This window comes from Streptomyces sp. NPDC088730, from assembly GCF_044751215.1.
In the GTDB taxonomy this organism is placed as follows: Bacteria; Actinomycetota; Actinomycetes; order Streptomycetales; family Streptomycetaceae; genus Streptomyces.
Map to the genome: position 1 here is coordinate 1,231,323 of NZ_JBIVLK010000001.1, position 12,428 is coordinate 1,243,750.

Annotated in this window: 10 protein-coding genes; 7 read left to right on the forward strand and 3 right to left on the reverse strand. The window is 69.4% G+C overall.

The features are described from left to right. Positions 1 to 128 precede the first annotated feature (128 nt). Both ACIP89_RS05510 and ACIP89_RS05515 read left to right on the forward strand, forming a co-directional pair. Positions 129 to 803 (forward strand): RNA polymerase sigma factor, encoded by a 675-nt coding sequence (locus ACIP89_RS05510; RefSeq protein ID WP_401925563.1) that lies wholly within the window; start codon positions 129 to 131, stop codon positions 801 to 803. Further along, the gene (locus ACIP89_RS05515) at positions 800 to 1,837 is read left to right on the forward strand and encodes a CU044_5270 family protein (RefSeq protein ID WP_402113134.1); all 1,038 of its coding nucleotides are present in this window, start codon (positions 800 to 802) and stop codon (positions 1,835 to 1,837) included. The genes ACIP89_RS05510 and ACIP89_RS05515 overlap by 4 nt, the downstream gene beginning before the upstream one ends. A gap of 59 nt (positions 1,838 to 1,896) precedes the next feature. Here ACIP89_RS05515 and ACIP89_RS05520 read toward each other — a convergent pair whose 3' ends face one another. Beyond that, entirely contained in the window at positions 1,897 to 2,559 is a 663-nt protein-coding gene (locus ACIP89_RS05520; protein WP_371773784.1) for a TetR/AcrR family transcriptional regulator, read from the reverse strand. Positions 2,560 to 2,745: 186 nt separating this feature from the next. On the opposite strand from ACIP89_RS05520, the gene ACIP89_RS05525 reads away from it, so the two are divergent. The 3 genes from ACIP89_RS05525 (at position 2,746) to ACIP89_RS05535 (ending at position 7,184) form a co-directional block, all read left to right on the forward strand. Further along, complete coding sequence (locus ACIP89_RS05525) at positions 2,746 to 3,864, forward strand: serine hydrolase domain-containing protein (RefSeq protein ID WP_402113136.1); 1,119 nt, start codon at positions 2,746 to 2,748, stop codon at positions 3,862 to 3,864. A gap of 369 nt (positions 3,865 to 4,233) precedes the next feature. Next, positions 4,234 to 5,751 (forward strand): pyridoxal phosphate-dependent decarboxylase family protein, encoded by a 1,518-nt coding sequence (locus ACIP89_RS05530; protein ID WP_402113139.1) that lies wholly within the window; start codon positions 4,234 to 4,236, stop codon positions 5,749 to 5,751. Continuing rightward, a complete protein-coding gene (locus ACIP89_RS05535) occupies positions 5,748 to 7,184 on the forward strand; it encodes a lysine N(6)-hydroxylase/L-ornithine N(5)-oxygenase family protein (RefSeq protein WP_401923087.1) in 1,437 nt (478 codons plus the stop codon). The genes ACIP89_RS05530 and ACIP89_RS05535 overlap by 4 nt, the downstream gene beginning before the upstream one ends. 127 nt (positions 7,185 to 7,311) lie before the next feature. On the opposite strand, the gene ACIP89_RS05540 is transcribed toward ACIP89_RS05535, so the two are convergent. Continuing rightward, complete coding sequence (locus tag ACIP89_RS05540; protein ID WP_402113142.1) at positions 7,312 to 9,129, reverse strand: bifunctional metallophosphatase/5'-nucleotidase; 1,818 nt, start codon at positions 9,127 to 9,129, stop codon at positions 7,312 to 7,314. 182 nt (positions 9,130 to 9,311) lie between these two features. Here ACIP89_RS05540 and ACIP89_RS05545 point away from each other — a divergent pair, with 182 nt between their 5' ends. Then, complete coding sequence (locus tag ACIP89_RS05545; RefSeq protein WP_401923089.1) at positions 9,312 to 10,010, forward strand: SIMPL domain-containing protein; 699 nt, start codon at positions 9,312 to 9,314, stop codon at positions 10,008 to 10,010. A gap of 125 nt (positions 10,011 to 10,135) precedes the next feature. Beyond that, entirely contained in the window at positions 10,136 to 11,569 is a 1,434-nt protein-coding gene (pyk, locus tag ACIP89_RS05550; RefSeq protein WP_401509630.1) for a pyruvate kinase, read from the forward strand. Positions 11,570 to 11,575: 6 nt separating this feature from the next. Here pyk and ACIP89_RS05555 read toward each other — a convergent pair whose 3' ends face one another. Continuing rightward, positions 11,576 to 12,364, reverse strand: coding sequence for a helix-turn-helix domain-containing protein (locus tag ACIP89_RS05555; RefSeq protein ID WP_402113146.1), 789 nt, complete (start codon positions 12,362 to 12,364; stop codon positions 11,576 to 11,578). Positions 12,365 to 12,428 lie beyond the last annotated feature (64 nt).

Sequence of the window (12,428 nt, forward strand, 5' to 3'; positions counted from 1 at the left end):
CGCCCTCGACAAGGGCGGGCCGGGCACCGCCCGTGGTGCGTCGGGCAAGCTGCCGGGCCGGGTCCGCGCAACAACATCCGGTGACACACGTCACAGGAACCCGCCGGACCGTCCGGACATTAATCCACGTGACTCACTCAACCCCCGCCCGTCTCCGCGAAGGTGACCCGGCCGCGCTCGCCGAGGCGTTCCGGGAGCACGCCGACGCCGTATACCGCCATGCCCTGTGGTCCACCGGCAACTGGGCCACGGCCGAGGACGTCGTCTCCCTCACCTACCTGGAGGCGTGGCGCTCACGCGAGCGGCTGCGCCCCGAGGAGAACGACAGCCTGCGCCCGTGGCTGCTGGGCATCGCCACCAACGTCCTGCGCAACACGGCCCGTTCGGCCCGGCGGCACCGCAGAGCCCTGGCCCGCATGGAGCGCTCCGACACCGTCCCGGACTTCGCGGAGGAGGTGACCGGGCGACTGGCCGACGCCGAACAGCTGGCGGCGGCCAAGGCGGCGCTGGAGGGACTGCGGCGCACCGAGCGCGAGGTGTTCACCCTGTGCGTCTGGGGCGGACTGGACTACGCGTCCGCCGCCGAGGCCCTGGGGATACCCATCGGCACCGTGCGTTCCCGGCTGTCCCGCGCCCGCGCCAAGCTGCGCGACTCCGTCGGGCACCCGGCAACCCGGCGCGACACCACCCGGAGCGCACCCGGCCGGGAACACCCCGAAAGCCGGGAACTCCCCGGAGGCGGCGGACAAGTACAGCACGTAGACAGCATTCTGGCCCGAACCACCCAGGAGAACCCCGCATGAACGCCCTGTTCCGGCACCGTTCCGGCGCCGCCGCCCCGTCCTCCCGTCCGGCGGCCGAAGACCGCACCGAGCTCGCCGCACTGCGTGAGATGGTCCCGCGGCCCTGCGCCCCCCGGCTCTCGCCCACCCGGCACGCGGAGCTCGAAGCGCAGCTGATGAACGAGGTCAACGAGACGGCCGTCGCGTCCGACACCGTGAAGCCCTTCAAGCCCCGCCCCGCCACTGGCCGCCCGTCGGGCTTCGGTCGGCTGACACCTCGCCGGTCGATGTCCCTCGGGGTGGCGGCCGCCGTCGTCGCGGCGACCGTGGCGGGGTTCGCCGTCACCGGCAGCAGCGGCCAGACGGCCGTCGCCGCGCCCGCCCCGCTCAAGGTGGAGAGCTCCCGGGCCACCGTTCCCCTCGCCACCGTCGCGAAGCGGGCCGCCGCCCTCGCCGGCTCCGATGGCGCCGCCCGCCGGGGGACCCACCGCCGGGAGTGGGCCATGGGGCTGTGGGACGACGGGAAGCACGAGCCGGAGCAGGTACCGGTGACCGAATCCCGCGACCGCTACAACGCCGACGGCAGCGGGGAGGCCCAGGACATCGAGGACGGCCGGGTCGTCCACCGCACGCACCTGCCCGCAGGCTCGTGGCAGAAGTCCGCCTCCTACGTGAACACCCCCCCGACCACCGTCGGCGGCCTCGCCGACTACCTGGCGAAGGAGAACCCCGACACCCGGGGCAGCGCGTACTGGACGGTGGACGCCCTGGAGGCGCTGCTGCGCGAGTGGACGCCGGGCCCCGCCCAGACGGCCGCGATCGACGGACTGCTCGCCGAGCAGCCCGGCCTGCGTGCCATCGGCCCGGTCAGGGACCGTGCCGGGCGCCAGGGCCAGGCGTACGCCGCGGACCTCAAGGGGACGGTGCGCTGGACGGTCATCCTCGACGAGCACACCGGGCGCGTCCTGGGCACGGAGCTCTCCAGCATCAAGGCCGACCCGGAGATGCGGCTCGAACCCGGTGACGTCGAGCAGTACGACGCCTACCTGGACTGAGGCCGCACAGCCCGGTCACGGCCGCCCCGTACGCCCTGCGGGGCCTACGGGGCGGCCCTTCAGCGGGTACGGGCCGCCGAGGCCTCCACCTGGGCGAGCTGGGCGGCCAGCAGCTCCACGAACGCTTCGCGGCGGTCCACCCCGAGGGGGCGGACGTCACGGGCGAAGTGCGACAGGGCGGGGAAGCGCTCGGGGTCCGCGCCGAGCACCGCGACACGGAACAGCTCCATGCCCTGGTCGTACTCCTGGGGGGTGATCGTGCTGACCCCGGCCTCCGAGGCGACCAGCGCGGAGATGAGGACCGCGATCCGGTGATAGTGCGCCGGGATCTCCTCGTCGGGCAGGCCAGAGGCCCGCAGGTCCTGCAGCACCGCTTCCATCACCAGCCGGGAACCGGCGCCGCTCGACGCGTAGCGCCCCCAGACCGCGGCGAGCTGCGGCTGCCGGCCGAAGGCCTCCCGCAGCCGCAGGCCCAGGGCGGTGATGCGCTGCTTCCAGTCACCCTCTGGGCGGTAGCCGTCCATGGCGGCCAGCAGGATCCGGTCGGCGACCGCGCGCAGCAGTTCGGTCTTGCTGCGGAAGTGCCGGTAGAGGCTGGAGGAATCGGTCCCGAGGACCGCGGCCAGCTTGCGCACGCTGAACGACTCGGCATCGCCCGTGCGCAGCAGCTCCGCCGCCGCGTCCAGGATCTCCTCGGTCGACCAGCGCCTTCTGCCTGCCATCCCGTTCCTCTCGTCGGCCCCCAGCCTAACGTACGCGCTTGGTGTTGCACGCACCGCGTGCATAATGGGTGCATGGGTGTGCCGGGCCGTCGGCAAGCGGACCGGTGGCCTGCCCCCGTGCCCCGTTACCCGGGGCGGACGACCGATGCGGACGGTCACCCCCGGGACTACGAAAGGACGCAAGCCGTGAGGAACGCACTGGATCCCGCACAGCTGGAAACCGCCATCGGAGACGTCCACCGCGCCGGAATCCCGGGCCTGTTCGCCGAAGTACGCGACGGCGGCCAGATCTGGCGCGGCGCCGCCGGGGCCGCCGACACCACCACCGGACGCCCCGTCACCGCCGGCATGCGCCACCGCGTCGGCAGCATCACCAAGACCTTCACCGCCGCCGCCGTGCTGCAACAGGTCGACAACGGCCGGATCGGCCTCGACACACCGATCGGCCAGTACCTCCCCGCCCTGGTCCCCGGCGAACGCGGCGAGACGATCACCGTCCGGATGCTGATCAACCACACCAGCGGCCTCGCCGAATACCTCCCCTACGCCTACCCCTCCCTCAAGGGCTTCCCCGACCCCGCGGACACCCGGCCGGAAAGCCTGGACGACAACCGGTTCACCCGGTTCCACGCCACCGAACTCATCGCGATGGGCGTCGGCGCACCCGCCACCGGCGCCCCGGGCAGCACACCGGGCACCTACTCCAACACCAACTACCTGCTTCTCGGCGAACTCCTGGAACACGTCACCGGCACCACGGCCCAGCAGTGCATCACCCGGAACGTCATCGAACACGCCGGACTCCGGAACACCGAACTCCCCACCGGACCGCACATCGAGGGACCGCACCCACAGCTCTACGAGGCGTGGTTCGGCATGATCGACCCGCCGCGCGACTACAGCGTCTTCGACATGTCATGGGTGGGACCGGCGGCCGGACTGATATCGACCGTCACCGACCTCAACCGCTTCTACGGCCTGCTCCTGGCCGGCCAGATCGTCAGCCCCGCGTCGCTGGCCCAGATGCGACGCACCGTCCCGGTCATCTCCCAGGACGGAAAGACCATCGCGTACGGCCTCGGCCTGTATCCGACGGAAGCCCCGGACCAGCCCACCTTCTGGGGCCACGGCGGCTCGGCCTGGGGCGCCGGAGCCCTGACCATGACCCGTGCCGACGGCAACCGGCAACTGTCCGTCGCGGTCAACCTCCAGCGATGGAACACCCTCGACCCCTCCGGCAAGCCACAGCCCCACCCCATCGACGCCGCACTCGCGGCCTTCTGCCGCCTGGCGATGTACGGCTGACCCGACCGGCGGAACACACCCGCCCCGCAGCCACGATCGGGCCCCGGCGAACACCACCGGACGCCCGATCGTCGCCGTTCCCGCCCACACCCCACCGCGGCCACCGACTTTGGAGCGCCTTCACCGGACCGGCACCACCACCCCGCGAACAGCCGGACCCGCAGTCCGCACGCACCCCGACCGCCACCACCCCGCGAACAGCCGGACCCACAACAGCACGCACCCATACCACCCCAACCGCCACCACCCCGGCCACCTCGCACACCCATCCCCCTTTCGAGTTCAGATCACCGCGCTCACCGGCCGCGCCACCCAAAACCCGGACAAGCTGGGATGTCCACCCATGCGCTCCGAAGGGCCACCACCTCCATGCCCACCCCGCCCCTCGCCGGAGGCACCACCGGCCCCGCCGCCCTGCGCCCCCTCATCGACACCGTGCTCACCGCACTCCACGACGGCGCCCGCCGACGCGACGGCCCCCTCCCCGCAGGCGGCCCCGACACCGTGACCCCCCACCTGCGCACCGCCCTGCGCCCCGTCATCCCCGACCAGGGCACCGGCGCCCACCACGCACTCGCCACCCTCATCACCGCCCTCACCGAAGGCGCGGCGGACCCCGCCGACCCCCTCTGCGCGGCACACCTCCACACCCCGCCCCTCGCCCTCGCCGCAGCAGCCGACCTCGCCGCCTCGGCCCTCAACCCCTCCATGGACTCCTGGGACCAGGCCCCCGCCGCCTCCGCCCTCGAAGCCGACCTCACCACCGCACTCGCCGCCGAGATCTACCCCCACCGCACCGCACCCGACGCCCTCGTCACCACCGGCGGCACCGAAGCCAACCAACTCGCACTGCTCCTCGCCCGCGAACGCCACGGCCACATCCAGACCATCAGCGGCGCCAACGCCCACCACAGCATCACCCGCGCCGCCTGGCTCCTCGGCCTCCCCGCACCCCTCACCATCCCCGCCCCCACCGGCGTCATGGACCTCACCGCCCTCGACGACACCCTCACCCGCCTCCACAGACGACCCGGCACCCCCGTCCTGGTCACCGCCACCGCAGGCACCACCGACACCGGCCAGATCGACCCCCTCGCCGAAATCGCGGCCCTCTGCACCACCCACGGCGCCGAACTCCACATCGACGCCGCCTACGGCGGCCCCCTCCTCTTCAGCCCCACCCACCGCAACAAGGTCCACGGCCTCGACCGCGCCCACAGCGTCACCCTCGACCTGCACAAACTCGGCTGGCAACCCGCCTCCGCAGGCATCCTCGCCGTCCCGGACCGACACCACCTCGACGCCCTCCACCACCACGCCCCCTACCTCAACGCCGGCGACGACACCGAAGCCGGCCTCCCCGACCTCCTCGGCCGCTCCCTGCGCACCACCCGCCGCCCCGACGCACTCAAGATCGCCGTCACCCTCCAGGCGCTCGGCCGCACCGGACTGGCCGACCTCATCGACCGCACCTGCGCCGCCGCCCACCGCCTCGCCGACCTCATCACCAAGACCCCCGCCCTCGACCTCTACGACCACCCCACCATCTCCACCGTCCTCTTCCGCCCCACCGACGCCACCGACCACACCGTCGCCGCCATCCGCCGCACCCTCCTCACCCGCGGCCACGCCGTACTCGGCCGCACCCACGCCCACGGCCGCCTCTGGCTCAAAGCCACCCTCCTCAACCCCCACACCACCCCCCACGACCTCCGCGAACTGCTCGACCTCGTCACCCACCTCGCCACAGAGATCTCCGAGACCGCAGAAACCGGAGAGACCGCGGGAACCGCAGCAACCGCAGGACCCGCAGAGACCGCAGGAACCGCAGGAACCGCAGAGATCTCAGAGACCGCAGAGACCACGGAAGGCAGCACACCCCGATGACAGCCCGGCCACCCAGGCCCGACCGGCCCGCGCCCGAGACCGACCAGCCCCACGACCTCGTCGGCATCGGCATCGGCCCCTTCAACCTCTCCCTCGCCGCCCTCGCCCACGGCATCCCCGGCACCCCCCAACCCCTCGCCGCCGCCTTCTACGAACAACGCCCCGCCTTCCACTGGCACCCCGGCCTCCTCATCGACGGCGCCAGCCTCCAAGTCCCCTTCCTCGCAGACCTCGTCACCCTCGCGGACCCCACCAGCCCCTGGACCTTCCTCAACTACCTACGCACCCGCGACCGGCTCTTCCCCTTCTACTTCGCCGAGCGCTTCCACATCCAACGCGCCGAATACGACGCCTACTGCCGCTGGGTCACCGAACAACTCCCCGGCCTCCACTTCGGCCACCAAGTCGACGCCATCCGCTGGAACACCGAACGCGCCCTCTTCGAGGTCGACTTCACCCAACTCGACGCCCACGGCGAAGCCGAAGCCCTCGGCCGCGCCCACACCCGACACATCGCCCTCGGCGTCGGCACCGAACCCCACATCCCCGAACCCCTCAAACCCCTCGCCGAAGCCGGATCAGTCCCCGTCATCCACTCCGCCGACTACCTCCACCACCGCGAACAACTCCTCGACGCCGAACACATCACCGTCATCGGCTCCGGCCAGTCCGGCGCCGAGATCTTCCTCGACCTGCTGCGCGCCCGCCCCGCCGGACACGAAAAACTCCACTGGCTCGCCCGCACCCCCGCCTTCGCACCCATGGAGTACTCCAAGCTCGGCCTCGAACACTTCACCCCCGACTACACCCGCTACTTCCACGCCCTCCCCGAACCCGTACGCGACGAACTCGTCCCCCACCAATGGCAACTCCACAAGGGCATCGACCACGACACCATCACCGCCATCCACGAAGAGCTCTACCGCCGCACCCTCCACGGCGGCTGGCCCGACGCCACCCTCACCCCCGGCGTCTGCGTACGCACCGCAGGCCGCGTCGCCACCACCCGCGTCGAACTCCACCTCGAACACATCCAGCAAGGCACCCGCTCCCGCCTCACCACCGACGCCGTCGTCCTCGCCACCGGCTACCGCGAACGCCCCCTCGACCAGATGCTCGACGGCCTCCGCACCCGCCTGCGCCGCGACAGCTCCGGCCGCCCCCGCATCGACGAGCAGTTCCGCCTCGACCTCGACCCCGCCATCACCGGCAACATCTACGTACAGAACGCCGAACGCCACACCCACGGCGTCGGAGCCCCCGACCTCGGCCTCGCCGCCTGGCGCAGCGCCACCATCCTCAACAGCCTCACCGGCACCACCGCCTACCACCTGCCGCAACGCACCGCCTTCACCACCTTCGGCCTCACCCCCCGCACCCCGAACATCCCCGCCCAAGCCCCCACCCTCACCCCCCTCGTCCAGAGCAACTGACACCCCGCCCCACCCCGGCACACAGAAGAGCGGCCGCTCCCCCCACAAGGAAAGGAGACGGCCGCCCCACCGCGGAACCAGAAGAACCGCAGGCCCAGAGCACCTCAGGCCCGCAAGAATCCGCAGCCTAGAACACCGGCGTACCGTCCCGCGTCAGCCACCAGTCCACCGAAGCGAACTGCGCACCGTCCACCGAACCCTTCGCCTGCACCCACGCGATAATGGTGTTCCGGATCTCCTCCGAATTCGCCCACAGCTGCTTCGCACCCGGCACATGCGGGAAGTTGCCCCCGCCACTCGCCCGGTAGTTGTTCACCGCCAGCACGAACTGCGCCGCCGGATCAATCGCCTTGCCCTCGAACGAAAGACCGACAATCCGCGAACCGTTCGGCTTCGCGATGTCGATCTCATACGTCAGACCCGACACCGCGTCATAGTTGTAATCCGGCGTGTTGTCCGCGTTCGTCAGCTTCGCCGTATCCACCGGAGCACCGGCCGCCGTCTGCACGTAATACCGCGCCGAGAACTCCAGATAATCCTTGATCTGCGCCCCCGTCACCAACCGGGCCTCAAGGGTGTTCTCGAACGGATACAGACCCGCCGCATCCTTGATCGTCACATCGCCGGCCGGAATCCGCGCCGTACGCGAGAAGCAGGACGCCTGCGACAGCACCGGAAGCGACGCGTACTCGCCACCCGCCAGCGCCTTCTTCACCGTCTCCGCCTGAACCACGTTGATCAGGTCGATGATCGGCTCGTCCTTCCACGCCGCCTCCGCCGTCGTCATCGCCGCCGTCGACGTACCGATCACCTGGTTGACGTACGCCACGACCTTCTTGTGCTCGTCCGCCAGCAGCCTCGTGATCCGCCGGTCCTCCGCCACCGTGTTGGAGTTCAGCACCTGCGAACCGGCCTTCTCGACCACCCAGCGGCCCTTCTCCCACACCAGATCGAAGTCGAACAGCGTCAGCCGCTGCCCCCACTTCAACGGCTCCGAGAGCACGACCTTCTTACCGGTCTCCTTGTTCTCCACGAAGTACTCGGGGATCTCCAGATGCGCATGACCCACCAGAATCGCGTCGATCCCCGGCACCTGCTCCGCCACCAGACCCGCGGCATTCTCCACGTACGGGATCTGATCCCCGTACGAAGACGTCCCGCTGTTCCCCGAATGCGCCGACACGATCACCACATCCGCACCCATGGACCGCAGCCGGGGCACGAACTTCGCCGCCTGCTCCTCAAGGCCCGGGAACACCATCTTGCCGCCGACGTTCACCTTGTCCCAGATGGCGATACCCGGATTCGTCAGCCCCAGGATCGCCACCTTCACATCCCGGCCGTGCGGCGTACGCAACTTCTTGATCACATACGGGGCGAACGCCGGCTTCAGCGTCTTCGCGTCCAGCGCGTTCGCACCCAGCAGCGGGAAGTCACACTGCTCCTCGAACTTGCGCAGCACCGGAATGCCGTAGTTGAACTCGTGGTTGCCCAGCGCCGCCGCGTCATAGCCGATCACGTTCATCGCCTGCGCCATCGGATGCACCGGACCACGCTTCGCGGTGATCGGATCGATCTTCGCGTAGTAGTACGACAACTGCGTGCCCTGGATCGTGTCACCCGCATCGATCATCAGGGTGTTGTGCCGGCCCTTCTCCCGCCGCACCTGCTCCACCAGCGTCGAGATCTTCGCCAGGCCGACGTCGTTGTGATCCTTGTCGTCGAACTCCTGGTCCGTGAAGTAGTCCCAGTTGAAGACGTTCCCGTGCAGATCCGTCGTACCCATCACGGTGAACGAGTACCGCTTCTGCGGACGCCCATGACCGGGTCCGTGCCCATGCCCGTGACCGTGGGCCTCGGCGGGAACCGCTCCACCGCCCACGATCGCGACACCGGCACCCGCCGCGGCCGATGTGCCCAGGAACGTCCTTCGGTTCAGCGGCATCTCGTCTCCCACATCTCAGTTCTCGTCCGTACCCAGTGCTCTCGCCGCACAACGCGCGTAGACCTCGCACCCGCGTGCACAACGCGCGTAGATAATCACCCACGCACCACACCCGGCAACACCCCCCACAGGTTTCGTTTCGATGACCACCAGCTGTCGTACCCGAGTGCGACAGTGGACCCATGACCGACACCCCGTACCCCTACGGCACCCCCGACCACCCCCGCCTCGCCGTCCGAGGCGAAGCCCGACTGGAGACCGACCCCGAGATCGCCCGCGTCGGCATCACCGTCAGCGTCCGGGGCAGAGACCGCCGCACCGCCCTCGAAGACCTCACCCGACGCAACACCACCGTCCTCGAACTCGCCCGCACCTACGGAGAAGCCGTCGAGAAACTCGAAACCGGCGCCTTCTCCATCACCCCCGAACTCACCCAACGCGGCCGCGACGAGAAGATCCGCGCCTACCACGGACGCGTCCACATCACCGCCGTACTCGGCGACTTCACCGCACTCGGTGAATTCACCACCCGCGTCGCGGACCTCGACATGACCCGCATCGACGGCCCCTGGTGGGCCCTGCGCCCCAACTCGCCCGCCCACGGCGAAGCCCGCCGCCAAGCCGTACGCGAAGCCGTCCAGCGCGCCCGCGAATACGCCGACGCCGTCGGCGCCCAGCTCGCCGCCCTCGTCGAACTCGCCGACCTCGGCGCCGAGAACGCCGCCCCCGCCATGCCCCCGGCCCCCGGCGGCTACGGCGCCCCCCGCGGATTCGCCGGCGCGTCGACCGAACCCGCCCCCGCACTCGACCTCGAACCACAACGCCAGACAGTCAGCGCCCAGGTGAACGCCCGCTTCATCATGACCCCACCGAATCTATGAGCAGAATGCTCATCCGAGCACCCCGCCGCACAATTCAACACTTGTCAAAAAGCCTTCACCCAAAGGATGTTGAGGAGTCATCCGGAGCCAATTCACTACCCGTAGGTAAGGTTTAGGCTCAAACCATGCGCCGAGCAAAAATCGTTTGCACCCTAGGACCCGCCACCGACACATATGACCAGATCAAGGCCCTGGTCGAGGCGGGTATGGACATCGCCCGCCTCAACCTCAGCCACGGCACCTACGCCGAACACGAAGAGCGCTACCACCGAGTACGCAAAGCGTCCGACGAAGCCGGACGCAGCGTCGGAATCCTCGCAGACCTTCAAGGCCCGAAGATCCGCCTCGGACGCTTCCGCGAAGGACCCGTACTCCTTGAACGCGGCGACGACTTCACCATCACCGTCGAACCCATGGAGGGCGACCGCCACACCTGCGGCACCACCTACGAAGGCCTCAACGCCGACGTCACCCCCGGCGAACGCATCCTCATCGACGACGGACGCGTCACCCTCGAAGTCACCGAAGTCGACGGACCCCGCGTCCACACCACCGTCATCGAGGGCGGCATGGTCTCCGACCACAAGGGACTCAACCTCCCCGGCGTCGCGGTCTCCGTCCCCGCCCTCTCCGAGAAGGACATCGACGACCTCCGCTGGGCCCTGCGCACCGGCGCGGACATCATCGCCCTCTCCTTCGTACGCAGCGGACGCGACATCGAACCCGTCCACCGCGTCATGGACGAGGAAGGCCGCCGCCTCCCCGTCATCGCCAAGGTCGAAAAGCCCCAGGCCGTCGAGAACATCGACGACATCGTCGCCGCCTTCGACGGCATCATGGTCGCCCGCGGCGACCTCGGCGTCGAAATGCCCCTGGAGCAGGTGCCGATCGTCCAGAAGCGCGCCATCAAGCTCGCCAAGCGCAACGCCAAACCGGTCATCGTCGCCACCCAGATGCTCGACTCGATGATCGACAACTCCCGCCCCACCCGCGCCGAGGCCTCCGACGTCGCCAACGCCGTCATCGACGGCACGGACGCGGTCATGCTCTCCGGCGAGACCAGCGTCGGCAAATACCCCATCGAGACGGTCCGCACGATGTCCCGCATCGTCGAAGCCGCAGAGGAGGACATCCTCGCCAAGGGCCTCCCGCCGCTCACCGACCGCAACAAGCCCCGCACCCAGGGCGGCGCGGTCGCCCGCGCGGCGGCGGAGATGGGCGACTTCCTCGGGGCGAAGTTCCTGGTCGCCTTCACCCAGAGCGGCGACACGGTCAAGCGCCTCTCCCGCTACCGCTCGCCCATCCCGCTCCTGGCCTTCACCCCGGACCCGGCCACCCGCTCCCAGCTGAACCTCACCTGGGGCGTGGAGACGTTCCTGGGCCCGCATGTGGACTCGACGGACGCGATGGTCGCCCAGGTCGACGAGGAACTGCTGAAGATCGGCCGCTGCCGGAAGGGCGACGTCGTCGTCATCACGGCCGGCTCCCCGCCCGGAGTCGCGGGCTCGACGAACCTGGTGCGCGTGCACCACATCGGCGAGGACGACAGCCCGAAGTAGGGCAGCTCAGTATTTCGGCCCGACGTGTGCATCCATGAGCGCCACGGATGCCCGTCGGGCGACGGAGATGTTGTACTCCTTGCCCGCGCGGGTGCAGTGCGTCCACTCGATGCCGAGCTTGTCGAGGGTGTCGGTGTAGAGGCGGCGGATGTCGTCCGAGACGTTGGTGAACCAGTACCGGGGGTACTCGTACCGCTTTCGCACGCCGCCGACCATCCTGGTCGTCCAGTTCATGTTCCGGCACCCGTCGGAGTGGATGAGCCCCCGGATGAAGTCCCAGGGGTGCGCGTCGACGATCGCCTGCTGCCAGGGTTCGAGGATGATCGGGCGTTCGTGCTTTCTGCCGGGTCCGTGCTGCGGGCACAAGCAGAGAAGGTGCTTCGAGTAGACCTTGATGTTGTGGCAGCCGATCTTGCGGACTCGACACGTGGCATTGTCCGGAAATACTTGGCGCAATGCCGCCTCGGCCTCATTCTGAATGCCGGGCCAGGAGTCGTCGAGCGTGATCATGAGGTTGGGCACTCGGTGCTGCGAGTGCTGGCTTACATGGCCGTCGCCCAAGTAAAGGCCCAGAAGATAGGCGTAGGCGGACTCGTCGAGATCGGTGCCATCGCAACGATGGCATGTCGGGGTGTGCGGGCCCGGACACTCGCCCCGCTTGGAGCGGTCCATGTGGAGCCAGTACGAGACCGTGCCGCGAGGCACCTTCAGCTGACGGGCGACGTCAGCACCCGTGGTGCCGGACCTGAGGAGAGCGAGCGCCTTTTGGCGTACTTCTGCGCTGTGGAAGATCACATCACCACCCTGGGTGACTGTGCGTGCCTGCAAGTAGCAAAAAGCGGATATTCACGAGAACGTG

Bases quoted from the DNA above. Each gene is read 5' to 3' on its own strand.
- ACIP89_RS05515 (WP_402113134.1), top strand. From the start codon at position 800: ATGAACGCCCTGTTCCGGCACCGTTCCGGCGCCGCCGCCCCGTCCTCC.
- ACIP89_RS05520 (WP_371773784.1), bottom strand. From the start codon at position 2,559: ATGGCAGGCAGAAGGCGCTGGTCGACCGAGGAGATCCTGGACGCGGCG.
- ACIP89_RS05530 (WP_402113139.1), top strand. From the start codon at position 4,234: ATGCCCACCCCGCCCCTCGCCGGAGGCACCACCGGCCCCGCCGCCCTG.
- ACIP89_RS05535 (WP_401923087.1), top strand. From the start codon at position 5,748: ATGACAGCCCGGCCACCCAGGCCCGACCGGCCCGCGCCCGAGACCGAC.
- ACIP89_RS05540 (WP_402113142.1), bottom strand. From the start codon at position 9,129: ATGCCGCTGAACCGAAGGACGTTCCTGGGCACATCGGCCGCGGCGGGT.
- ACIP89_RS05545 (WP_401923089.1), top strand. From the start codon at position 9,312: ATGACCGACACCCCGTACCCCTACGGCACCCCCGACCACCCCCGCCTC.
- pyk (WP_401509630.1), top strand. From the start codon at position 10,136: ATGCGCCGAGCAAAAATCGTTTGCACCCTAGGACCCGCCACCGACACA.